Source organism: Bacteroides luhongzhouii (assembly GCF_009193295.2).
GTDB classification, from domain to species: Bacteria; Bacteroidota; Bacteroidia; order Bacteroidales; family Bacteroidaceae; genus Bacteroides; species Bacteroides luhongzhouii.
The window spans coordinates 5,228,000-5,254,175 of record NZ_CP059973.1; the positions used below are offsets into that span (position 1 = coordinate 5,228,000).

General features: G+C 40.4%; 21 protein-coding genes. 19 read left to right on the forward strand and 2 right to left on the reverse strand.

Features of this window, described 5'->3' with window-relative positions; all coding sequences use genetic code 11:
* The first annotated feature begins 19 nt into the window (after positions 1-19).
* From GD631_RS19990 to GD631_RS20055, 14 genes are all read left to right on the forward strand, one after another.
* A complete protein-coding gene (locus GD631_RS19990) occupies positions 20-292 on the forward strand; it encodes a hypothetical protein (protein WP_143259471.1) in 273 nt (90 codons plus the stop codon).
* Positions 293-449: 157 nt separating this feature from the next.
* Entirely contained in the window at positions 450-1,037 is a 588-nt protein-coding gene (locus GD631_RS19995; protein WP_118419800.1) for a tyrosine-type recombinase/integrase, read from the forward strand.
* 592 nt (positions 1,038-1,629) lie between these two features.
* Positions 1,630-2,001, forward strand: a complete 372-nt coding sequence (locus GD631_RS20000; protein WP_223225895.1) for a lipocalin family protein — start codon at positions 1,630-1,632, stop codon at positions 1,999-2,001.
* 288 nt (positions 2,002-2,289) lie between these two features.
* Complete coding sequence (locus tag GD631_RS20005; RefSeq protein ID WP_185911520.1) at positions 2,290-2,757, forward strand: lipocalin family protein; 468 nt, start codon at positions 2,290-2,292, stop codon at positions 2,755-2,757.
* Positions 2,758-3,338: 581 nt separating this feature from the next.
* On the forward strand, positions 3,339-4,217 hold the full coding sequence (locus tag GD631_RS20010; RefSeq protein WP_143259418.1) for a hypothetical protein: 879 nt from the start codon (positions 3,339-3,341) through the stop codon (positions 4,215-4,217).
* A gap of 104 nt (positions 4,218-4,321) precedes the next feature.
* Positions 4,322-5,278, forward strand: coding sequence for a hypothetical protein (locus GD631_RS20015; RefSeq protein WP_223225894.1), 957 nt, complete (start codon positions 4,322-4,324; stop codon positions 5,276-5,278).
* 736 nt (positions 5,279-6,014) lie between these two features.
* Complete coding sequence (locus tag GD631_RS20020; protein WP_143259417.1) at positions 6,015-6,587, forward strand: sigma-70 family RNA polymerase sigma factor; 573 nt, start codon at positions 6,015-6,017, stop codon at positions 6,585-6,587.
* Positions 6,588-6,668: 81 nt separating this feature from the next.
* Complete coding sequence (locus tag GD631_RS20025; protein ID WP_143259416.1) at positions 6,669-7,739, forward strand: FecR family protein; 1,071 nt, start codon at positions 6,669-6,671, stop codon at positions 7,737-7,739.
* Positions 7,740-7,762: 23 nt separating this feature from the next.
* Entirely contained in the window at positions 7,763-10,741 is a 2,979-nt protein-coding gene (locus tag GD631_RS20030; protein ID WP_143259415.1) for a carboxypeptidase-like regulatory domain-containing protein, read from the forward strand.
* 8 nt (positions 10,742-10,749) lie between these two features.
* Entirely contained in the window at positions 10,750-11,937 is a 1,188-nt protein-coding gene (locus GD631_RS20035; RefSeq protein ID WP_143259414.1) for a DUF4876 domain-containing protein, read from the forward strand.
* 92 nt (positions 11,938-12,029) lie between these two features.
* Complete coding sequence (locus tag GD631_RS20040; RefSeq protein ID WP_143259413.1) at positions 12,030-13,598, forward strand: DUF6850 family outer membrane beta-barrel protein; 1,569 nt, start codon at positions 12,030-12,032, stop codon at positions 13,596-13,598.
* Positions 13,599-13,642: 44 nt separating this feature from the next.
* Positions 13,643-15,832, forward strand: coding sequence for a zinc-dependent metalloprotease (locus GD631_RS20045; RefSeq protein WP_143259412.1), 2,190 nt, complete (start codon positions 13,643-13,645; stop codon positions 15,830-15,832).
* A complete protein-coding gene (locus GD631_RS20050; protein ID WP_143259411.1) occupies positions 15,829-18,036 on the forward strand; it encodes a S46 family peptidase in 2,208 nt (735 codons plus the stop codon). Before GD631_RS20045 ends, GD631_RS20050 begins: the two co-directional genes overlap by 4 nt.
* A gap of 15 nt (positions 18,037-18,051) precedes the next feature.
* Positions 18,052-18,627 (forward strand): PepSY-associated TM helix domain-containing protein, encoded by a 576-nt coding sequence (locus GD631_RS20055; protein WP_223225893.1) that lies wholly within the window; start codon positions 18,052-18,054, stop codon positions 18,625-18,627.
* 69 nt (positions 18,628-18,696) lie between these two features.
* On the opposite strand, the gene GD631_RS20060 is transcribed toward GD631_RS20055, so the two are convergent.
* Together GD631_RS20060 and GD631_RS20065 are read right to left on the reverse strand one after the other, a co-directional pair.
* Positions 18,697-18,909: a hypothetical protein gene (locus GD631_RS20060; RefSeq protein WP_004312688.1), complete on the reverse strand. Its 213-nt coding sequence runs from the start codon at positions 18,907-18,909 to the stop codon at positions 18,697-18,699.
* A 669-nt stretch (positions 18,910-19,578) separates the two neighbouring features.
* Positions 19,579-20,595 (reverse strand): energy transducer TonB, encoded by a 1,017-nt coding sequence (locus GD631_RS20065; RefSeq protein WP_143259410.1) that lies wholly within the window; start codon positions 20,593-20,595, stop codon positions 19,579-19,581.
* Between the two features lie 120 nt (positions 20,596-20,715).
* On the opposite strand from GD631_RS20065, the gene pheS reads away from it, so the two are divergent.
* From pheS to GD631_RS20090, 5 genes are all read left to right on the forward strand, one after another.
* Entirely contained in the window at positions 20,716-21,735 is a 1,020-nt protein-coding gene (pheS, locus tag GD631_RS20070) for a phenylalanine--tRNA ligase subunit alpha (RefSeq protein WP_143259409.1), read from the forward strand.
* Positions 21,736-21,883: 148 nt separating this feature from the next.
* Positions 21,884-23,083, forward strand: a complete 1,200-nt coding sequence (locus GD631_RS20075; protein WP_143259408.1) for an MFS transporter — start codon at positions 21,884-21,886, stop codon at positions 23,081-23,083.
* On the forward strand, positions 23,080-23,757 hold the full coding sequence (gene nth / locus GD631_RS20080; protein ID WP_143259407.1) for an endonuclease III: 678 nt from the start codon (positions 23,080-23,082) through the stop codon (positions 23,755-23,757). Before GD631_RS20075 ends, nth begins: the two co-directional genes overlap by 4 nt.
* Positions 23,758-23,850: 93 nt before the next feature.
* The gene (locus tag GD631_RS20085; protein ID WP_143259406.1) at positions 23,851-25,110 is read left to right on the forward strand and encodes a phosphoglycerate kinase; all 1,260 of its coding nucleotides are present in this window, start codon (positions 23,851-23,853) and stop codon (positions 25,108-25,110) included.
* Positions 25,111-25,202: 92 nt separating this feature from the next.
* Positions 25,203-26,171, forward strand: coding sequence for an ABC transporter substrate-binding protein (locus GD631_RS20090; RefSeq protein WP_143259405.1), 969 nt, complete (start codon positions 25,203-25,205; stop codon positions 26,169-26,171).
* Positions 26,172-26,176 lie beyond the last annotated feature (5 nt).

Genomic DNA, 26,176 nt, shown 5'->3' on the forward strand with positions numbered 1-26,176 from the left:
CCTCTTAAATATTATAAATATGGTAATAGAAGGCAGTCGCGAATACAAGGCAGCGCAAGAACTTGAAAGAGCCTTGAACGATTATAGTTGGAATCCTAAAAGATTTGCTGAAAGTACAAGGTATTACCACCGTACACTACAGCAGGAATTAATGAAAACCATAGTAGAGATTATTCGTATGGTTGGTAGTAGGAACTATGGTACAGACCTTAGAAATCAGGCATCGCACGAACTTTGTAAACGGATAGTTGACAGTGGCGTGTTGGATGAAGCTCACCTACCTTTTATATAGGTTGAATGAAGTAGGGACATTATTTACTTAGTGTCCTTGCTTTATAAAAATGTTCACTTTCTCTATTAGTGAATGTTTAGCTAATAATCAGTAGGTTAGATATTCCAACTCAAAATTAATATTCACTTTTATTAGTTTCACTATAAAACAGAACGTTATGTCACTTAAATATTCAAGTACAACAGCAGATTATTTGCAATGGAGCGAAGCGATGAACTTAGTAAGAAAGTTGGCAAGGGATAGTAATTATAAGATGTCACTTCTTATCGCTTTGGGTTGCTTCACAGGTCTAAGAATTTCTGATATTCTTGCTTTGAGGTGGAATCAGATATTAGATGCAGAAGAGTTCACCATTACAGAGATTAAAACAGGAAAGCAAAGGACAATTAGGATTAATATGCAGCTACAGCAACATATCAGAGATTGTTATGAGCATATAAATCCAGTTGGCATAAATGCACCTGTATTGATAAGTCAGAAGGGGACAGTGTACACAGTTCAGAGAATCAATGTCATGTTGAAGGAGATTAAGAAGAAGTACAAGTTGCATATAGGCAATTTCAGTTGTCATTCTCTTAGAAAGACCTTTGGCAGACAGGTTTATAATATGAACAGTGATAATTCGGAGCTTGCACTTGTCAAGCTCATGGAGCTATTCAATCATTCCAGTGTATCAATTACTAAAAGATACTTGGGATTAAGGCAGGAAGAGCTACTTAATACTTATGATTGTCTTAGCTTCTGATAATTAGATTGGTATGAAAATTCAGAATTTCTACTTATATGGGGATTTGGCAAGTTTCATACCAACCTTGAATTATTGAGCAGAGACAGCTCTCAACATTTAATAAACAATAGTTCTTGCTAATCAAACGTAAATTCGTAACTTTGTAGCAATTTCAGATACTTAATGTGTTAAGGCTGAAAGGACATAGTTAACGAAGAGCGTTTGATATATTATCCTAAGTTGAAATCTGGACAATTTCATTCTTCAAGGATAGTAGGCAAGAGCGCTCACGTCAATGTTATATACCTATCTTATTATTGATAGTCTATATATCGTCTGGCGTGGGCTATTGTTTATTACTTGAAGAAGGGCAGTCCAGAGCCTCAACTTAGTAATATTCAATAGTTCCCACGCTTCTTGTATGTAGTAGCCAACTATAGGGAACAGGTTGGCATAAATACAGGTATATAAGAAACAGACAGTCTATTTTACTACTCAACAGTTCTTTATCAAAGAAGTGTGCAACTCCGTGTTGTGTTCCTCACACTTATATCTCAATTATTAACGCTCTCTATTAGGAACGTAGAAGCACAAACAGATTATATAACAAATGAAGACATTAAGATTTATTGGTATGGCTATAGTAGCCATTATTATGAGTACAAATTTCGTTGCTTGTAGCGATGACGATGATGACAATCCTATAGTGGGTGTATGGCAGAACGATGATGAAGACGAACATTTAAGGTTGACATTTAACGCTGACGGTAGTGGAGAAGAATATCTATTTTGGGATAATGATAGCGAATCATATAGACACCAATTCACCTATACTTATGATAGTGCAACTAGTACGTTAGTAATAACTTATGAAGATGGTGATACCACAAAAGAAACCGTCACTTTTAATGGCAATACTATGACTCTTGCTCATAACGATGATAAAGAAGGCGTTATTGCAATTACTTATAAGAAGATGTAATTAAATAAAGGCAGCATTTGAAGTAACATTCACTTGCTGCCTTTTGGTTTCCATTCCAGTTTACCAAATTATCTCTGTTTCTTTCCTTTATGTAGATAGGGAGAATGTCATACAGTATTTTTAATTCCATTTAAATATGATTTCTTTACAAATAAGCCTGATTTTAGTCTGTTTAGTTATAAAATATATAATTTTATTTTTATGTGCTAATATTATTGTTTATATTTGCAGCAAAATACTTTAACAAAACGAAATCTATTTATTAACATATTAATTTATCAAACCGAAATGAAAACATTAAGATTAATCGGAATGGCTATCGTAGCCATAGTAATGAGTGTGAATTTTGCAGCTTGTAGCGATGATGATGAAGACATTGATGTAAATCAACTAGAGGGAAATTGGGGATTAGTGCTTGACGAAGGCTATGAGTATTATGAAGGTGAAAAAGAAAGTTGGAGTGATAGTTATGACCCTACAAACCCAACAGAAGATTGTGAAAAAATGACAATCTCAAAAGTGTCAGATAACATCTATTCTGTTGTTCATTATTATTACTATAATAATCAATGGAATCAATCTAGCACTGAAAAATTCACGTTGGATGGTAACAACTTGCTTCCTGTTGATGAAGAAGATACAGAAGTTAGTTCAATAAAATTGCTTGTTGCTAACTCAAGTCAATTGGTAGTTGAAATGAAAGGAAGAGATGAAGACGGTGATTTTTATAACAAAATGACGTACAAACGTCTATAATAAACACACAGTAATTAATAGGTGAAGGCGACATTTGAATAATATATCAAGTGTCGTCTTTTTTAGTTCATTTCCTTCTCTTCTTGACTAGTTTATGCTTATTCTTCTTAGCTGAATTTGAGAATAGTTGTTCTAACATCTCCCTTGTTACAGGTCTGTATATAATATCTGTATATGTAGTTTCTCTAATCTCTTGTGGTAAATAAGAAATCACGGTGCTCTTTTTTGGTGTTACTTGCATATTTGTGTAAAAATAAATAGATTGGTAATTGATTTATCTACGGCAAAGTTATTGATAAGAATCAGGTAAATCTAATACAAGATATATATTTTGGATTATTGGAATATATGTGCGTATATCTTCAAAAGGATTTGATTTGAGATAACAAGCAAAGCAGTTCTTGTAACTGATTCATGCCAGATATTTATGATTTCACTTTTTGTAACTATAAGACGTGATGAAACTCATTGATAAGGTGGTAAGTGAAATTTCATTTACTGCCTTATTTTTTATAATACAGTGAACTGGAATATTGGATAAATTTGTTTCTTTGCAGTCATTGATTTTAAAAGATAATACCATGAATGAATATGTAGATTTTTATATGCAGAGATGCTTGCAGGTAGCCACAAGCATAGATGACAAAAACAAACATATTATATTGAACAATATCAAAGCAATAAATTATGAGGAAGCTGTAAAACTCGCTGAAACCATAATCATAGATGATAACAAACAAAAATTATTGCTAAGTGAAGAAGTCTTTGTTAACGATAGTACTCTAGCTCAATATTTAGAAAGAGAGGAACTGGATGCGTTAAAATTATGGAGATTATCCGTATTGCTGTACGCTATGATAATGGGATGTAATGTTGCTGAACTATCCATATCTGTAGCAGACCAATATTTAGACTTGTTCAACCACCTAAACGATGGAATGAAGGTTGCAAGTATTGAAGTAGTGGGTAGGTTGCCAACAGAAACGAAGAAAGGTAAATCGCCTACTAAAACCAAAAAGTTTACTATCTCTAGTCAACTACTGATTAATAAAATAAAACAAGCTTATTTAGAACTGCAAGATGATATTGTAACAGTAGATAACTTGAAGCATTATACAATTGAGAGGATTACCACTATGAATGAAATAGCAAACAAAAGAATCTTGAACTATTATTTTGCACAAGAATTGAAAGCCTTCTTGAGCAAATACAAAGGTGGAAAAATGTCCTCAAACAGAAAGAAGCTTGTTTTATACATCCTATACTTGTTTGGTCGTTTCAAGAACAATATTCCAGTAAATACAGATAATTATAGAGCATTAACGCGCGATTATAATAAATCCCCAATAAAACTTTCTCTATTCACAGTAAACGGGCAGTCGTTCCCCTTAATCTTACTGCCTAATCCAGAAATTGAAAAAATAAGGTCTAAATATAGAAGGTTCATAGAGGAAATGTGAAATTTCGAGATAATCTAATTTTTCACGAAAAGTAATTTATGGCTCCTTACCTTTGCAGCATAGTTAATAACTAATTGCTGTAGGAGGCAGCGTAATAAAGAGAAATGAAAAATGAGAAAAATTTATTAAAAGAAGAATTTTTATTAAAAGTTATTGCCTTATCAACATTGTTAGATAAAGGCTTTAAGATAGCTAGACTATCAGGTAATCGTAACTTTGACGAAAAGGTGGTTAAAGCTAAAATGAAGTCCATGAAGGCAAATGGAATGTTAGTTCCCGCTATCATAGTGGATGCAAAGAAAGTTATAGAAGCCGGATTGGAGATTGTAGATTTTGAAACGGGAGAAATCATTAGCGGAGCTGATGCAGCCCGGTACGTTGTGTTAGTGGATGCAAACCACCGTTACAAAGGTCATCTAAATCTTCTGGAAGCTAACAAGGATTTAAAAGATGAAGAAAAGTACAAAGGTGAGTTCTATCTTATCTATGCTTTGAATGAAGAAATTGCAGTCTCGAGAATGTTTTCGGAGATTAACATTTGTACAAATCCTTGGAAGGGGGGCGACTTTCCTAAGGGGGCTAAAATGGCGTGCAAAGAGGAGCTTCCGCTACTTGATTTTATCGTGGAGCTTACCGAAGAAGGTTATCCACTACCAACAGCCTCCAAATGGGGAACGTTTAAAGCGGGTATTACTAAAGAGATAATGGCAGATGCAATGGCGGGTAAGATAAGTGATAAATTACGGAAAACTAATGGATTGGAAAGGGGGAGAAGATTATTAAAAGCAGTAGCAGAACACCTCTCCAAAGAGATTCTCAAAAGTCGAACTCTCATTGATTGGATTATCTATCAGTACGATGAAGCAGATGATGACCAAAAAGGTGCTACGATTGACAATCTGGTCAAGTTCTTTTCGAGTTTGAGTAAAGAGAAAGCAGAGCAGATAGAGAAAGCCAAAGGACAGCGAGGTGGAGATACCAAAGAGACCATTATAAATCGCCTTCTCAACAATTTCTACGAGCAGTTCACACAATCTCAAAGTGCTTCTACTGATGAGTAAAATTAAAAGCCAGTTATCGAGATGATAACTAGTTATCTTGACTTTAAATTCAATCTCTGTGGTATTTGATTATTTGAATGTTATTTTGTAAGCCAGTGGTCAGTGATGATAGCTGGCTTTTGTTTTTCTCTGACACAAAAGTGCATGGGAGAATTTTTAAAGCTCAATCTCAATTCTCCTTCCTTATGCGAACTTCAAAATAGAGTTATCTGAAATACAATGAGCATTGTAGACTAAAATACTATTCTCCTTAGGAATTTACCCTATATCCCATTTTATATTGAAAAATAAGTTTGGAATTTAGAAGGTCATGAACTATCTTTGTAAGACAGTAAACAATAAGTATAACCAATGCGTATAAGCAATAAATCATTTAAAGAGCTGATTATCATCACTTCGCTCAACACTGGCAGTGTTAAGGTGATCGGTTCGAGTCCGATACGCTCCACAACCATCCAATCAGGGGTTCTGTTTTCAGAACCTCTTTCTTTTTTCAAGAATTATTTCATATTTTTATTCTATTCCCCTCCCTCAAAGATTTGTTTTAAAAGCATCTAAATCTCCATGTTTTCGGCGTTACAGCCGTATTTTCAACCAAGTATCTGTACTATCAAAAAGATATCGGATACCTACAAATAGGTATTTTAAAGACGTTTTATCATAAAAACATAAACAAGAAGTATTATATCTTAAGATTTTTATATTATTTTGCATTGCATAATTCTATTACAAAAAAATGAATCACTTAACGGATAAAGAATTGGTAAGTTTATTCAATACAGATAAAGAAAGGGCTTTCAACCTTTTCTTTCAACGTTATTATATCCGTTTATGTATGTATGCAGTACAGATAACAGATGACTTTTCCGAATCGGAAGATATCGTTCAAAGTTTTTTTATTTCATTCTGGGAAAAGAAGCTCTATAAAACCATCACTGACAATCTGAAAGGATATGCCTATCTCTGCATTCGTAATGCATCACTGAAGTTTATTGAAAAACGAGAAAAGATAAACTCCAACAACATTCTTCTGAACGAAGAGGAATATCTATATATATGTGAGAGCCTTGAAGAAAATGAACGTGAACAAAAAGAAAAGGAGTTGGAAAAAGCTTTAGCAGCATTGCCCGAACAAGAAAAGAAGGCACTCTATGGCATCGTTATTGAAAACAAAAGATATAAAGTGGTAGCTAATGAATTACACATCAGTGTAAACACATTAAAAACATATCTTGCTAGAGCAATGAAAAAACTGCGCAAAAACGAGAAATTACTTCTAGTATCTCTATCTTTGATAAACCTATCATAATTCTTCCAAGAAAAAAAGTCTCTCGTTTCTGACACCCATTTTACACAATTTCGGATCATATAATAAAACGAGAGAAAAAAGATGAATCAAGAAGATAATAATAAGACTGAAAAAAATCTGATTACCTTGCTCAACTGGTACCGGTTGAAACGGGTAAATGAATTTGTGGCACAATGTGACGAGGCACAAGCATGGGAATCAATCCAGCAACGCATCTGCCACCGTAAACGGATACGGATGTACACCTATTGGAGTAGCACTGCCGCTGCTTGTTTATTAATAGCTGCTTTCAGTTTTTACACACTCACAGAATATGAACAATCCCTATTTGCACACAGAGGAGAGCAAAAAGCAACCCTGTTTGTTAACAATGGAGAGTCCTATGACCTACTTTCGCAAGATAAATCCATTTTCAATGCAAATGGTATGCAGGTTGCACAAAATACGGAAAAAGAACTAAGATACGACACTCAAACAAATACACAAAAAAATATAGGGAAGCATATTTTAAATGTACCCAGAGGAGGAGAATATAAACTTGTACTTTCAGACGGTACACGTGTGCATGCTAATGCCGAAAGCCGCCTCACTTATCCCGTTTCTTTTACCGGAAGTAAAAGAGAAGTTTATCTCACAGGAGAAGCTCTCTTCGAAGTTGCCAAAGATACACTCCATCCTTTCATTGTACACACCCCGTACGGTATAGTCGAGGTAGTAGGGACACGGTTTAACGTAAATACTTACGAAAAGAACCAGACTACCGTTACTCTGGAAGAAGGAGCAGTAAAAGTGTATTGCGAGGATAAAAAAGAGAAAGGACAAAAGTCTCTTTCGCCCGGTGAGCAAGCTATCATACAAGCAAAAACAATTAATACACAACCTGTTCAGGTACAAGAGTATACTTCATGGGCAAATGGTGTATATGAATATACTGATACATCCCTGGAAACCATCGTGCAACAACTTTCGCGCTGGTATAATGTCAATATGACTTTCACCAACCCACAATTACGCGAACGGAAGTTTGCCGGAGTTATCTTCCGCGACCAGCCATTACAGAAAGCGGTAGACATCTTGTCCAAAGTATCTAATGTGTACTTCAGACAAAAAGGAAATATTATTGAGATAACAGAGAATCGTCCTCAATATTAAACCGGAAAAAACGTTATTCAAATATGAAAAAACATCTTCTAATCCGGATAATGCAAACAGTAGCCATTATCCTGTTTGCCGCCAGTGTATCGGCACAAAATCAAAACGTAGTCATATCAGCCAAGAATATTCCGGTACGTACAGCGTTGACCCAGATTCGTCAAGCTGCGAATGTGCATTTTGTTTATGAAGAGAAAAGTATCAATAATCAGCAGACCGTTACTCTCAATTACCCACAAGGAACATCATTGAGCACTCTACTCAACAACCTTTGCAAACAGATAGGACTGACATATGAAATCAATGATTCTGTCGTCCTACTATACCCGGCCTCCAAACAAACTACTACTCATGACATTCATATCCTTCTATTAGAAAGAGGAACTAAACAACCGCTACCAATGGCTACCTGTATCCTCAATCCGTTGGGAGCTTATGCCGCAACCGACATGGAGGGAAAAGCAGCACTAAAAAACGTCCCTACAGGAAAATACATATTAAACATTTCGTATGTAGGCTTCGAGACTGTGCAACGTGAGATTAATGTCGAACAAAATCTGGATCTGACTATCCGCATGACTCCCACTTCGCTAGCTTTGAAAGAGGTAGTAGTGGTAGCAAGGCAAAACGTAGCCGGAGAATCTACCAGTTCCATCATAGGCAGACAAGCGATAGACCATTTACAGGCTATGAGCCTTGACGACGTAATGCAACTTATACCGGGACATTTAATGAAAAATACAGATTTAACATCCCGTTCCAATGTACAACTCCGTACTCTTGTAAACAATAACACCAATGCATTCGGATCAAGCATCATCATGGATGGAGTTCCCATGTCCAACAACGGTACACTGTCACAAGGAGGATTCTCAAGTACCGCATTTGTCGGAACTGATTTACGTCAAATCAGTGCAGATGATATTGAATCGGTAGAAGTCATCCGTGGTATTCCTTCTGCCGAATATGGTGATTTAACCTCCGGTCTTGTAGTTGTTCATTCCAAAATCGGACAAACTCCCTGGCAGATCAAAGGAAAAATTAATCCCGGAACAATGAATTACTCACTTGGTAAAGGCTTACGTTTAAACAAAGATGCCGGTATCCTGAATTTCAATCTCGACTATGCACAAGCATGGGGAGACCCGCGTCAAAAAACAAAGTCATTCGACCGCTATACCTTTAGTTTAGGATACAGCAAAGATATTTCACATATCTGGCATACAGACACAAAGGTACGTTATATGATGGGTAAAGACTGGAATGGAAAAGACCCGGACGCCATTGACGACGGTACTTTCCAAAAGAATCTCAACCAACTGTTTTCACTAAGTCACAACGGGAAAATATCAATTAATAAACCTTTCTCACGTACTATTAATTACACACTGGGTGTCAGCTATACTCAAACAGAGATGGAGAAGAGTTCCATTGTAACCAATTCGTCTGGGTTACTGCCGATACTTACTGCCACAGAAACAGGATATTATAATGTGCCTTTTGAGCAAAGCTCATATCAGGCAAGTGGAGGTTCTCTTAGCCGTCCCGGAAATGTATATGCCAAAATCAGCAATACATTTTTCGTAAAATCAAAGAAGACATACCAAAACTTTAAAATGGGAGTAGAATACCATTACGATTGGAATAATGCCCGCGGATATTATAATGATGACGACCGCTACCCGTTGCAACCTAACAGTAACGGACGTCCCCGTCCTTTCTCCGACATTCCGGGTATTCATAAAATGGCTGCTTACATTGAAGATAACTTCCGCTGGGAAATATCAGAAAACAAATTTCTGAAAATACAGTTCGGTGGGCGTTTCACAACTCTACAGCCGTGGTCGGATGAAGCAACTTTTTCTTTCTCTCCCCGTGTGAACGCTTCGTTCTCTGTCAACAAATGGCTGAATATTCGTGGAGGTTTTGGCCTTAATTCCAAGACTCCGGGACTGGACTATCTCTACCCCGACAAAAAGTACATTGACCGTGTAGCCGCCAATTATATGCCCCAAGATGACAAAACCGGACAAATATTGATGTACCACACACAAGTATACAATGTACAACGAACCAAAGGCTTAAAAAATGCTACCAACCGCAAATGGGAGGCCGGATTCGATATCAAGTTGTCGGACAAACATAAATTAAGTATCATCGGTTATCACGATAAAACTGCCAATGGATTCGGATCAGCCACAGAATATTTTACATATACAGCCAATTACTACTCTGCGGAAAAAGGATTGATTATCACTCCGGGACAAGCTACCAAAATAGACTGGAATAATCCAGAACGGCAAGACATTGTATTTAGTACCACTGGTAAAATCGGAAATACAAATGTCTCTATTAATAAAGGTATAGAAATGGATTTTGACCTAGGAGAAATTCCGGCAATACACACTTCATTCTATTTGTCAGGAGCATACATGGAATCCAAGACTTACTCCAAAGACATGAACAGCAATAATCCTTCTGACCTGCCTACCGAATATACAATAGCCAATACAACTCCCTTCAAGATTGTATATCCATCCGGACTCACCAACAATGTATATCGCCGTTTTATGAACAACCTGCGAATTGTGACCAATATTCCAGCTCTGCGTATGGTAGCTTCTTTCTCAACACAGGCCATCTGGTACAACTATACCAAGAGCAACAATCCACCGATGGATCCCATCGGATGGATAGATACAGATCTCTCCTATCATGAGATAACAGCAGATATGCTGGCAGACGAAAATTATAAAATAAAAGGAGTGTCATTAAAAAGCCAACGTAAGAACCCCAAAGACAATGTGCCGAGCAAAGCACCCATCACATGGTTAATGTCGGGACGTCTCACCAAGGAGTTAGGCAATATAGGCGGCATTTCATTCTATGCCAACAATATACTCTTTTACGAACCTTTTCTTAAAAATTCTACCTCCAACACGCTAGTACAGCGTAACACAGGTAGTTTCAGTTTTGGTGTTGAATTATTCTTTAATTTATAAATCACAATATGAATAGAACAATTTCTTTTATCACGAAAATGATGTTTGCAGCTGCCACAGTTGTCATGGCTGCATGTTCCTCTGATGACAATGCCACGCAGGCATTGACCGTACAAGTGAAAGTATCCATGCCCGAAGGGTTTAAGTCTGACATACAATATGCAGATCGCACTGTAACAATGGGTAAATACACTGCCACTACAAACGAAAAAGGTATAGCCACTTTTGAAGGAGTGATTCCCGATTTGTATGATATCTCTACTTCCTGTGAAATCACTGCGGAAGAATACGCCGAGATGACCGGTAATGAAACACAAAATGAGAATTATGTGATATCCGGCAGTCTATTGAAATATACTGTCGGTTCGTCAACAACTATTGAACTTCAAACCAGTATTTCAGTAAAACAATCCCTCATCATCAGTAAAATTTATTATGCAGGAACAAAAGATAGCAGTAATAAAAATTATATGGCAGGAAAGTATATTGAATTCTTTAATAATTCAGACCAGACAGTTGATATAGCCGGACTTTATTTTGGATTGGTAGAATCAGAAAGCACCCCTGCATACACCCTTGGTTCCACACCGGAATATATTTATCTAAAACAGATCTATCGTTTCCCCTCTAATGGGGTCACAAGAGTTGAACCGGGAGCCTCGATAATTGTAGCCAATAGTGCTATCGACCATGCAGCAAATAATGAAGTGGATTTATCCAAAGCTGATTTTGAGGCTAAAGATACGCAAGGAAAAACGACCAACAATCCTGCAACACCGGCTGTAGAATTGATATATTCTACATTTCCCACAATTAGCAATATGAACCTTGTACAAAGCGGTCCATGTTCAGTTGTGCTGTTCAGTACAGATGAAAACGTTTCTTCATGGGAAACTGTATACGTCGACGGTAAAGACAGGGGAAACAAGTTTGTCAAAACCCCAGTAAAATACATAATGGATGGTGTAGAATGTTTGAAGAACAAAAGCACAGGAGTAGATAAAAGCACCAAACGTCTCTACAACTACATTGACGCAGGCTATCAAAATACGGAAGCTATATCGGGATATACCGGAGAAGTAATCTACCGCAAAATAGCCAAAACAGAAAACGGGCGTACCATTCTTGCGGATACTAATAACAGCAGCAATGATTTTGCCGTATCTACTGAAATCAAACCGAGGGAATATAAATAATAAAAAATAAAAGAGACTGTGCACAAAGAATACATATTCTTATGGCACAGCCTCTCCCAACTATTTCACGAAATAATTAAACCAATTCAGAAATGATGATGAACCATCGATATATACTCTTTGCCGGTCTGATGGTAACAGCACTGTGCATACACGCCCAAGATGCCACGTTACAGACTAAAGAAAAATACGAGTACGCCGATGCTACCCAGCTATGGAGACGTACCTTGAATCCTGCCGGACTTTCTCTGGATACGCTGACCAATCGGGGAATCAGTTATTTCGAGTTCTCTCATCAACAAGGCACCCACTATCGGGTTCAAGACGGTGATGAACAAAACAAATTATTGTTCACTTCGGAACGATACCAAAAAATAGGGAAATACCTCTACGGCTACGGACGTTTCACTTTCGATATGGGACGTCAATTCAACCGTTCGTGGAGCGACGTACTACGCAGCCACCATTCCAATCCATATTTTTCGGGAAGTTCTATCAAAGGGAAATATGACTTCCAAAACTTCGATCTCTCGGCAGCATTGGCTACTTTACCTATCAAAAACTTTACTTTCGGTGCACAGTTGGACTATAAAGTAGGAGACCTTTCCCGGCTGAAAGACCCTCGTTCGCGTACTAACCTGGCAGACTATCAACTGATTCCTGCCATTACCTACACGTGGAACAAACATTCATGGGGTCTTAGCGGATATTACCATCGCAGAAAGGAAAAAATTCCCAACATCACTACCGTGCAAACTGATCCGAACCTAAAATACTACACCTTCACAGGAATGGAAAATGCAGACGGCACTACTGGTGGTTATTCCGGTTTCGAACGTGAATTCGTCAACCATGAATTTGGCGGTGAGTTGTCTTATCAATATAAAAACGAACGTATACAGACACTTACCACTCTGTCTTATGCCAAAGGCAACGAAGACGTATGGGGAGATATCAAATATTCACCGGGAAAGTACCACACTACAACTTACAAACTACTGTCTCTGAACCGTATCAAATCCGGACAGACAGAGCATATCATCGACATTGACATTCGTTATCAGACAGGAAAAGCCGACGAGTACCGCCAAGAGAAAATAATAGAAAAAGATCCGGTAACAGGTATCGAATCCTCTTACTGGAACACACTTCTCATTTATGACGAACGTTATACTGTTGATTTACTTAATGCCGACCTGCACTACCGTCTATTATGGAGCAACCATCGTACCGGAGAAACTACGGCTTACACAGGTGCACGTGCATGTTTTCAGTCGGTAGAAGATCAATACAATCTCCCCTCTTCATCGCTTACAGTCCGTCAAGCAATTATCTGCATGGAGGGTGGATATTCATTCCTGCGTAGAAATAACCGTTCATTATGGATAGAGGCAGAAGCCGGTTACTACCTCTCATTATCATCGGACCTGTCACTAAACGATCCGTCCACTGAATATGCGCAAAACGTGCTTTTACCGGATATAACTTATTATGGAGCATCGTATGCACACGGAAAACTTCAAATACAATATCAAATGCCTGTAACAATAAAGAAGCATACCACCAACGTATGGTTCGTCAAAGTCATGGGAACGTATTTGAAAACCGACAAGAAAACTGATTCTAAAATGTTCGGAATAAGCCTCGGACTCTATCACTAAATTCTCCTACTCCACAGAAACCAACAAGATAAATTACACCAATCATGATGAGAATTGCCAACAACAAGCTCTGGTTACTATTCCTGCTGCTCTTTCCAACCCTTCTTTTGGGGAACTCCACCCCCATGTTTCACATCCGGCAAAATGCCAAAGGGTGCTTCATAGAAATACCTAAACGGCTGATAAACCGTGACTTCTTGCTAGCAGCCCGTGTGATGACCGTCAGTTCTCCCAATAACAGAGTAAAACTTTATGCAGGCCAGCGACTTTATGATCCGATATGGATACGTTTGAAATATGACAAAGAACAGTTGTACCTCCTACGTCCCGACCCCAAAAGTTTATGTGAGGACACCACTCATATTTCTTACGCAGCTTATGCCCGTAATGCCATCACTCCGATAGCAGAAGCTTGGAAGATTGAACAAGAAACAGACAGCTCGATTGTTGTGAACTGGAGCAAATTTCTTAGTGAGCCCATAGAAGGTGTAGACCCCTTCGGAGGAAAAACGTCACCGGGACGTTCTCTACCCCAACTCAACAAAATACTTCAGGTAGACACCTACGAAAATAACTTGGAAGTCAGCGTGCAGTATGGTTTTGAAGGAACCACCCAACCTTTCCTCACTACCATACGGAAATCGTTGTTACTGCTGCCGGAACATCCCATGCAACCACGCATATACGATGCCCGGGTAGGATATGATAATATCCCCAAACGGAAATTCAATTTCGAAACTCCCTCAATCACAGCAGAAAGCTACATCACCCGTTTCCGCATTGCCCCTTCTCCTAAAGACATGTGCAGCTATTTAAAAGGCAAACAGGTGAAGCCTCAACAACCCATCGTTTTTTATATAGACGATGCCTTCCCTCCTCTTTGGCAGAAAGCCATACGCAAAGGAATACTGGATTGGAACAAAGCATTCGAAGAAATAGGCTTCAAAGACGTAATGCAAGTAAAGACATATGCCGAAGCCGGGCCGGAATTTGATCCGAACGATATACGTTTCAACTGTTTCCGATATATAATCAGCGATTTCCCGAACGCAATGGGAAAACACTGGGTGGACCCGCGTTCCGGAGAGATTATGCAAGCTGACGTGTTGTTTCACAGCAACGTCATAACCCTGCTGCGCAAATGGTATTTCCTGCAAACATCAGCCTACCATCCTGCAGCACGAACCAAAACACTGCCGGACGATATAACAGCACAATTAATCCGTTATGCCGCCGCTCACGAGATAGGGCACTGCCTCGGACTTGAACATAATTTCAAAGCATCGTATGCTTATAACACAGAAGACCTGCGGCGTCCGGAATTTACCGAACGTTACGGTACTACCCCTTCCATCATGGATTATGCCCGATTCAATTATGTCGCCCAACCGGGAGACGGCGTCCGTTACGTATTGCCTCCTCTATTAGGAGTGTACGACCGATACGCCATCCGCATCGGCTATACATATCTTTCCCACGAAGACACCCGGACCATAGCCGGATGGATAGATAAAAAGCAAAATGACCCCATGTATCATTGCGGACGTATGACACCGAGTACCATCCCGATTGACCCTACCATTCAAACGTCCGATCTCGGCAACGATCCTGTCGCATCGGCAACATACGGAATACGTAATCTTCAACAAATATTGAAACAATTGCCGGAATGGAATAAAGCCCGTCAAACAAACGACCCGTTTGAGGATATGCCCGCCACATATACGGATTTGCAGCAAGCCTATTTCGATCATCTGGAACGTGTTATTCCTTTTATCGGCTTCTCCGATGAAGCATCCGAAAGAACTGTCGAATTTCTTTGGAAGCAACTGCTCGACGGATATAACTTTCTGCAAACCGACACCGTATGCAGGTATGCCGGCAACCAAACCGAAGCCATCATAAAGGCGCAAAAGACAATCATCGATAAGATGTTCGGCAGAATCATCACCGAACGAATCTTTTCGAACGAAACCTCAACAGGATTTACCTATACGCATTACCTGGAAACCTCCGCAAAATATCTTTTTGCAGACAAGGCTCCGGATATATTCACGCGACATTTGCAGGAAAGTTATCTCAATGCGTTGCAAACATTACTGACAGAAGCACGTACCTCCTCTTTCAGTGTACTCTTCTCCCCAACAGTCAATGAGCATCTCACTCGCGTCCGCGAACAATTGACAGCTACACCTTCTACATGGAATAATTATTTAAAAAATAAAATACAATGAAGTTAACTACCATTATTTCGACCTTTTGCCTCCTTTGCCTGTTGTGTATACAGCCCATGTATGCCGATGGAGGTTTCTGGCTACCTACACAAATACAAGGGAAAGTACATCAGACAATGAAAAAACAGGGATTACGCCTTAGTGAAAAGGATATTTACGATATCAACCATTCGTGCCTGTCGAACGCTATCCTCTCATTAAGTTACGACAACAGTACTTTTTCTCCCTTTGCCAGTGCCTCCTTTATCTCCAGTGAAGGACTGGTGCTGACCAATTTCCATTGTGTCGCACGGTATCTGGAACATATCTCCAATGCAGACCACGATTACGTAAAACATGGTTGCTGGGCTACCCATCGCAATGAAGAGACCTACCTTCCAAACTTGCAGGTCAACCAACTGATAGCCATCAAAGACGTAACAGCAGAAATAACCCAAGATACCGGGAATCTTGCCGACCAGGCACTTACCCAAAAGATTAATGAAAACGGGAATCAAATAGTCAAAGCTCAAGCCAAAGGGCGCGGCGTAGAAGGAAAAGTCTACTCATTGTTTGGCGGCAGACAATACATCCTTGCCGTCTTCCGCTGCTTCAAAGATGTACGCATCGTAGCCGCTCCTCCCATCTCGATAGGAAAGTTCGGAGGCGATACAGACAACTGGCAATGGCCCCGTTACTCCGCCGATTTTGCCATCTTGCGCGTTTATGTCAACGACAAAAATCAGCCGGCAGCTTACAACAAACAGAACCGTCCCTATCAGCCTGATGCTCATCTGTCTATTTCAAGTAAAGGAGTAAAGCCTGATGATTTTGTGATGGTAGCAGGGTATCCTGCACAGACAAGGCAATACGTCCCTTCGTTTGCCCTTGAGAAAATTGTATTCAAAGATACACAGGCAGAAGCAGATATTGCTAAGATTAAACTTGACTTCTACACACAACGCAAAGAAACAGCAGCCGACTCACTTTATTCTTACTACAACATAAAAGCAGGAAGCGCAGCCAACGTCTATCTAAAATCAATCGGTGAAATCAGTGGCGTGAAAGAAGCTGGCATCATCGCCCGGAAACAACAAGAGGAACAGGCGATGACAGAATGGATTCTGTCGGACAACGACCGTACACAACACTACGGCGCCACATTGCTCGGTGACATGAAAGCAAATTACGAGCATCTTACTTTACTGAATTTCACCGACCAAATGTTTCGTGAAGTCGCACTTTACGGTGCTAACATCATTCCTTTTGCCGGAAAATTTGAAAAGCTGGTGCAAATGGAACAACGGAAAAGCAAGAATGCAAAGGCTGCCATGAAAGGAGAAATCCGCAAACTGAAGCCACTTACCGCAGGATTCTATCGTGATTTCAGACTCGAAGACGACAAATATATCATGAAGAAACTATTAGCTTATTATCTGGAACACGTAGATTCTACTTTCTACTCCACGGCATTGAAAAAAGTGAAAAAATATTATCCACAACATCTTTCCACCTACATAGACAGCCTATACGATCATTCTCCCCTGCGCAATCAGGAAAGTATGCTCACTCTTCTGGACAGCGTGCCGACACAAGGAACAGCCGCTCTGTCACAAGACGGTTTGTATCAGTTATCACTAGGTTTCTATCTGATATATGTAGAAAAGATTAATCGCTTAAAGCAGGCGTATCAGAATAAAAACATGAAACTCTATTCTCTGTATCTGCAAGCATACGCCGAAAAGAACAAAGAGAAACAGCTCTCTTTTGACGCCAACCGTACTCTGCGTTATTCTATCGGGAAAGTGAAAGCAGCCATTCCCGGTGAAGGTGTCATTTATACTCCATTTACAACTGTCAACGGAATGGTCAGCCGTCATCTCCTTTATGCCGGGAACAAAGATTTTCAGCTACCGGCACGTTTCGCCAAACTCATTGAACAGCGCCAGCCCAGTAAATATTTCAGCCAGAAAGTAACACCAACCTGTTGTTTCCTGACCGATGCACACACCACTTCAGGCAGTTCGGGCAGTCCGGTACTGAATGCCAAAGGAGAAGTGATCGGTATCAACTTCGACCGTATCTGGCAGGGGCTTAGCTCCGATTATGAAACTGTTGGCAATGAGAAAAGCCGTAACATCGTAGTAGATATTCGTTATGTATTATGGACTTTGGAGCAATACTCCCGTTCTCAATATGTATTAGATGAATTAGATATTCACTAACCTATTAAATTCAATATGAAAATGTTATCTCCCAAAACACTCAAATACTTACGCTTAACGCACCGTTATATCTCTTTTATCTGTGCAGGCATCTTGTTTGTCTATCTCCTTTCCGGTTTCCTACTCAACCACCGGAAGGAATTCACATTCATGAATCAGAAAAAGGAATCTACAGTGGATTATATATTCCAACTTCCTGCCAATAAAGACGAGTTTACAGAAGCTGATGCACGAAAGATCCTCTCCGATCTCTCCTACAATCCCGACTTGTATAACCGCTTTAGTTTTAGTAAAAACAAACTGACCATCTTTGGTAAAGAGCAGTTGGTTATCAAATTGGATGCAACCAGTCAGCAGGCTTTTATTAAAGAAATGCATCGTCCCGCTTTCTTAACTGCATTGAATAAGCTACATCGCAATCCGGGTTCTTTATGGACAATAACCTCTGATGTATTCCTTTTACTCATGCTTATTTTGCTCGTTACCGGACTTTTGATTGTTCCCGGAAAAAAAGGATTGTGGGGTATCGGCGGAATACTGACGATAGTAGGAATATTGATACCTATATTCGTTTACTGGATGATAGCATAATTCCTTATTGTTACCCATCCAATCTGTCTGTACTACCTTTCCGTGCCACAAAAAAATAAAAAAGGACCTTTATTCAAGGTCCTTTTTTATCACTTCGTCCATTTCTTTTATACGTTTCTCGCGGTCTTTAATAGGACCGTCTTTCTTGTCATTCTTGAATACGTCATCGGCACGGTCGGCAACCTCGCCGCTCCATTCTTCAAACTGGTCTTTAGCCGGACGGCCATTCGGTTCGATATTTTCTTCGGCTATCGAATCATGCCTGTTAATCATATCATCCATAAGTTCTCGTTTTAAAAGTTTATGGCTATAAGACAATACAAACGAAGAAAAGTTTTCTGTTTTAATGATTTTTGAAGAAATCAGTCATGTTATTATACTATCAAAAGTACTCCAACATAATCCGGCTATTACAGAGTAAAGGTTGTTTCATCGGCGAGAAACTACAGTTCCATCAGTGTGAAACTATAGTTTCATCAGTAAGAAACTAATAGTTCCAAGCAAGAGAAACTAAAGTTTCAACCCTGTGAAACTAAAGTTTCAAGGCATAGAACAAACAGTTTCAAGCCTTGAAACTATCAGTTACAAGGCAGATCCCGCCCCGTAAGTACAAGGATAATAATAGAATAGCTTATCTACCTATGGTTAATACGATTAATTTTAGGCAATGAGATTTCATTTGTGATTTTTACTTGATTCGGGTATGCATCTCTATCATATCTTTGTAGTGCGTTTATCTCTCCTTGGCTTTGCTGTGACAGCATTATTGCCGTCACAGTGCTGTCACCATGTTGCTGTCACTCCATTATTTTATCATTATCAAGCAGTTAAGTCACAATCGGTGACAGATGACAGCAAATTTATTTTTTTATTTATTAGAGAGAGCTGGCTGAATTCAAGTTATAAATGCAATATCTCTTTTTATTAATTGGACTTTGAATGCAAGGTTGCTTATTTATTCCGATAGAGTTGCGGACGGAAAGGAACATAAAGAGTGTAATTACTATCCGCCGGCTTTCCTCCCGCCAATGCAGGTGACCACTTCGGCATTCCTTTGACAATGCGGAGGGCCTCCTCTGCAAATTCTGGATGAGTGGAACGCAGAATATGAGGGCGAAGGATAACTCCTTCTTTATCAATGGTAAACTCACACAAAGCATACCCCGAAACATTCTTCTCTAAAAGTCCTGCCGGATAAACCATTTCACTGGCAATATATTCTTCCGGACTCATCGCAGAGAAATGAGCTGGTTCTTCCACCTGCTTTCCGGAAAGCGTCTTTGCACGGGGACCTACCGGATAAATTCCAACATACATCGGTTGTTTATAAGCATCCGGCTCTTCCTTACTACGCTGTTGCAATACTTTCAATAAAGAAGCAGCCTCTTCCGCCAATGTCTGTTCCGAAATATTCTCCCCCCGGGATAACATATACGCCGACTGACAAACCAATACAAGACGTTCCATCAACGTTCCTTTTTCCGGCGACCATTTACGTCCCATCCGCTCTTTGCCTTTTGCGTCCGTAGAAGAAAAGTAATAGACAATTCCATCCAAACCAGCCGTAGAACCATCCAAATCCTGCACCTGTTCTGTCACCAAACGGAAGATGGCCCCTAAAGACTGATACAGGGAAGCACTGATGACAACCGATTTTGTATCCACCGTCACCGTCCCCTTCTCCGCCTGCCAGTAGGTACGGGATAGTGTGTTCGAAATCAGCGTATAACGCCCGTTCTTCCTTTCTACTGACATTGCATACTCCGGCGAAAAGGAAGGGATAGCTGCAAAACGCGCATAAGGCTGTTTCTGAAAGCCAGCATTAAGTAAAGAAAACACACTACGGTAATATTCGCCTAACTCGCCTGTATAAGAAGAAAAAGGTTTCACCGGCTCCAAATAGTCAATCTGGGCCGCCAGGCGAAAAGAAAAGGTTAAAAGCAGAAGACAGAAAACAATCTTTTTCATAAGTTGCCGGATTTTCGGTACATATCGGCAACAAAGATACAAATTATTTCGATGGTTCGTGATAAAATTATATCTTTGCACGGTTTTTACTAAGAAACTGAATAACAATACATCGAAAATATGATAGCTAAGATTGAACAACTTCTGAAAGAGGTGGAAGCCTTACACGCCTCCAATGCCGAAGAACTCGAAGCTCTCCGCATCAAATACCTAAGTAAGAAGGGAGCCATTAACGACTTAATGGCAGATTTCCGTAATGTAGCTGCCGAACAGAAAAAAGAAGTCGGCATGAGACTGAATGAACTGAAGACAAAAGCGCAGGACAAAATCAACGCGCTGAAAGAATTGTTTGAAAGTCAGGACAATGATTGTGACGGATTGGATTTGACGCGTTCGGCTTATCCCGTGGAACTCGGTACACGCCACCCGCTCACCATTGTAAAGAACGAAATCATCGATATCTTTGCCCGCCTGGGATTCAGCATTGCCGAAGGTCCGGAAATTGAAGATGACTGGCATGTATTCTCGGCACTCAACTTTGCCGAAGATCATCCGGCACGTGATATGCAGGACACTTTCTTTATCGAAGCTCACCCGGACGTTGTATTGCGCACGCATACTTCTTCCGTACAGACCCGTGTGATGGAAACTTCACAACCTCCTATCCGCATCATCTGTCCGGGACGTGTGTATCGTAACGAAGCAATCAGCTATCGCGCACACTGTTTCTTCCATCAGGTAGAGGCACTGTATGTAGACAAAAACGTATCGTTCACCGACTTGAAACAAGTTCTGTTGCTTTTCGCTAAAGAAATGTTCGGTACTGATACAAAGATTCGTCTGCGTCCGTCTTATTTCCCGTTCACTGAACCAAGTGCTGAAATGGACATCAGCTGTAATATCTGCGGCGGTAAAGGTTGTCCGTTCTGTAAACACACCGGCTGGGTAGAAATCCTCGGTTGCGGTATGGTAGACCCGAATGTGCTTGAATCTAACGGTATAGACAGCAAAGTATACAGCGGTTATGCTCTCGGTATGGGTATCGAGCGTATCACAAACCTGAAATATCAGGTGAAAGACCTCCGTATGTTCTCTGAAAACGATACTCGCTTCCTGAAAGAATTCGAAGCGGCATATTAATAATGTGCTAAATTTACCAGTATGCCAATGTTCCCAATGAAACCGTCGGACGGTGATCGGGACATTGGCATATTCATCAACAGACCAATCAGACCAACCGCCCCGGGTTCCAACCCACGCGAATCGGCCGATTGAACGATCATTCATTATGGCAAAGGATAGACTCATTACTCCCAGTTATTGTTTCATCTTGGCAGCCAACTTCCTGCTCTACTTCGGCTTTTGGTTGTTGATTCCTGTTTTGCCGTTTTATTTATCCGAATTTTTCCAAACTGGAAATTCCACTATTGGCATTGTACTTTCCTGCTATACGGTAGCCGCCCTCTGCATCCGTCCGTTTTCCGGTTATCTGCTCGACACGTTTGCCCGCAAACCTCTTTATTTATTTGCTTACTTCATCTTTATGATGATGTTCGGCGGATACCTGATAGCCGGCTCCCTTACCTTATTTATTATATTCCGAATCATTCATGGCGTCTCTTTCGGAATGGTTACAGTAGGAGGAAACACGGTAGTGATAGACATTATGCCATCTTCCCGCCGCGGAGAAGGCTTAGGCTATTACGGGCTCACCAACAATACAGCTATGTCTATCGGACCGATGTTCGGACTGTTTCTGCACGATGCAGGAGTCTCTTTTGCTACGATCTTCTGTTATGCATTCGGTTCCTGCATTTTAGGTTTCCTATGTGCCGGTCTGGTGAAAACTCCCTATAAACCTCCTGTGAAACGGGAACCGATTTCACTCGACCGTTTCATTTTGATGAAAGGACTGCCAGCCGGACTTAGCCTGCTGTTACTTTCCATCCCCTACGGAATGACAACCAACTATGTCGCCATGTATGCCCGCCAAATCGGATTGAACACACAAACCGGATTCTTCTTTACCTTTATGGCTGTCGGCATGGCAATCTCCCGCATCTTTTCGGGGAAACTGGTGGATCGTGGAAAAATAACGCAAGTAATAATGGCCGGATTATATCTGGTTGTTTGCAGTTTCTTCCTGCTTTCAGCCTGTGTTTATCTGATTCAATGGAATGATACTGTTTGCAACATCCTGTTTTTTGGTATCGCATTGTTGATGGGGGTCGGATTCGGGATCATGTTTCCGGCATTTAATACGTTGTTTGTCAACCTCGCCCCCAATAGCCAGCGGGGAACAGCCACTTCCACTTATCTCACTTCCTGGGATGTAGGAATCGGTATCGGTATGCTGACCGGCGGATATATCGCAGAAATAAGTACATTTGATAAGGCCTATCTTTTCGGAGCCTGCCTGACGGTAGTTTCCGCTATCTATTTCAAACTAAAAGTGACGCCTCATTACCATAAAAACAAGCTACGATGAGAAAGAAAGAACGTTATGAGAAAGTAATCGCCTGGTTTCAGGACAACATTCCTGTAGCCGAAACCGAACTGCATTACAACAATCCGTATGAGTTGCTGATCGCTGTTATTCTTTCTGCACAATGCACGGACAAACGGGTGAATATCATTACTCCTCCTTTGTATAAAGATTTTCCGACTCCGGAAGCACTGGCAGCCACTACACCGGAAGTTATTTTCGAATATATACGAAGCGTGTCCTATCCGAACAACAAAGCCAAACATCTGGTTGGCATGGCAAAGATGCTGGTGAATGACTTCAACAGTCAGGTGCCCGACAATCTGGACGATTTGATAAAGTTGCCTGGCGTAGGAAGAAAAACGGCCAATGTCATCCAGTCGGTAGTGTTCAATAAAGCTGCAATGGCGGTAGATACACACGTATTCCGTGTCAGCCACCGCATCGGACTGGTGCCGGACAGTTGCACCACTCCGTTCAGTGTGGAAAAAGAATTGGTGAAGAATATTCCGGAAAAACTCATACCGATTGCTCACCATTGGCTCATTCTGCACGGTCGTTATGTTTGTCAGGCACGCACTCCCAAATGTGACACCTGTGGTTTGCAAATGATGTGCAAATATTTCTGTAACACCTATAAAGTTACGAAAGAGGAACCAAAAGCCAAGAATAAATAACGATTTAATAGCAAGGAACCGAAATAAATAGTAACTTTGCGGTCGTTCTAAAAGAAGAATTTTAAAAACACTTTTAAATAAAAATAGAGTATTATGCAGACAATTGACAAATTCAATTTTGCCGGTAAAAAGGCATTTGTTCGCGTGGACTTCAATGTACCCCTGGACGAAAACTTCAACATCACAGATGACACTCGTATGCGTGCAGCTCTTCCTACTTTGAAGAAGATCCTGGCAGACGGCGGAAGCATCATCATTGGCTCTCACCTGGGCCGTCCGAAAGGCGTTGCCGATAAATTCTCTTTGAAACATATCATCAAGCACCTGTCTGATTTGCTGGGCGTTGAAGTTCAGTTCGCTAACGACTGCATGGGCGAAGAAGCTGCTGTAAAAGCTGCTGCTCTGCAACCGGGAGAAGTGCTGTTGCTCGAAAATCTTCGCTTCTACGCTGAAGAAGAAGGCAAACCAAGAGGTTTGGCTGAAGATGCAACTGACGAAGAGAAAGCTGCTGCCAAGAAGGCAGTGAAAGAAAGCCAGAAAGAATTTACCAAGAAATTGGCTTCTTATGCTGACTGCTACGTAAACGACGCATTCGGTACAGCTCACCGTGCACACGCTTCTACAGCATTGATCGCTAAATATTTCGATGTAAACAATAAGATGTTCGGTTACCTGATGGAAAAAGAAGTGAAAGCCGTTGATAAAGTATTGAACGACATCAAACGTCCGTTCACTGCTATCATGGGTGGTTCCAAAGTTTCTTCTAAAATCGAAATCATCGAAAACCTGTTGAGCAAAGTAGACAACCTGATCATCGCTGGTGGTATGACTTATACATTTACTAAAGCAATGGGCGGTAAAATCGGTATCTCTATCTGTGAGGACGACAAACTTGACCTGGCTTTGGATTTGATGAAGAAAGCAAAAGAAAAAGGTGTAAACCTGATATTGGCTGTTGACGCTAAGATTGCTGACGCATTCTCTAACGATGCCAATACTAAATTCTGTGCTGTTGACGAAATTCCTGACGGATGGGAAGGCCTTGACATCGGTCCTAAGACTGAAGAAATCTTCGCTAACGTTATCAAAGAATCTAAAACTATTCTTTGGAACGGTCCTACAGGTGTATTCGAATTTGACAACTTCACTCACGGCTCACGTGCAGTAGGTGAAGCAATCGTTGAAGCAACTAAGAACGGCGCATTCTCACTTGTTGGTGGTGGCGACTCTGTAGCTTGTGTCAACAAGTTCGGTTTGGCTAGCGGTGTATCTTATGTTTCAACCGGTGGCGGCGCATTGCTCGAAGCAATCGAAGGAAAAGTTCTTCCGGGTATCGCTGCTATTCAAGAATAATAGAACTAGATAATTAGTTAATTTTTTAAATAGTTAATAATAAGAGGGCAGTTCTTTGTGAAAAGAGTTGCCCTTATTCATAAAAACGAGGTATGAAAAGACCGATACTACTTTTTTGGTTCATCCTTTTCTTCCTTTACTCCTGTCAGAGTAAAAAAGGAGACAGCTCTTTTTTACCTCTAACCGAACTGCAACCACTCACCCTGGGCATGATGCCTACACTGGACGGACTCCCTTTCCACATAGCTAAAACACAAGGTATCTACGATTCATTAGGATTGGACCTGAGCATTCTTTCATTCAACTCCGCCAACGATCGCGACGCCACTTTCCTGATTAGGAAAATGGATGGCATGATTACCGACTATCCCAGCGCAATAGTGCTGCAAGCTATCCATCATGCTGATTTAGGATTTATCTTGAAAAATAATGGTTACTTCTGCTTCATTGTCTCTAAAGAAAGTAATATCAACCAACTGGAACAACTCAAGGAAAAAAATATCGCTGTGTCACGCAACACAGTTATTGAATATGCTACTGACCAGTTATTAAGCAAAGCCGGAATCAGTCTTTCGGAAATGAATATGCCGGAAATCGGTCAGCTTCCTCTCCGCCTGCAAATGTTGCAGTACAATCAGATCGACGCCTCTTTCCTGCCCGACCCTGCCGCATCTATCGCCATGAACAGCAAACATCGTTCATTGGTGAGCACACAAGAACTGGGCATTGATTTTACGGCTACCGCTTTTTCACGAAAAGCGCTCAACGAAAAAAGAAAAGAAATCGAACTACTCATCACAGGCTATAATCTGGGAGTAGATTATATAAAAATGCATCCACAAAAGGAATGGGAGCAAGTGCTGATTGAAATAGGTGTACCGGAAAATCTGACAGGACTTGTCGCCCTCCCCAATTATCAAAAAGCAAAACGCCCTTCAGCTGAAGGGATAGATAAAGCTATACAGTGGTTGAAAGAAAACCACCGAATCCCCGAGACCTACGCTGAAAAGAATCTGATTGACACAACGTATATCCCCACAATATCAACCAAAATCAAATAACAACT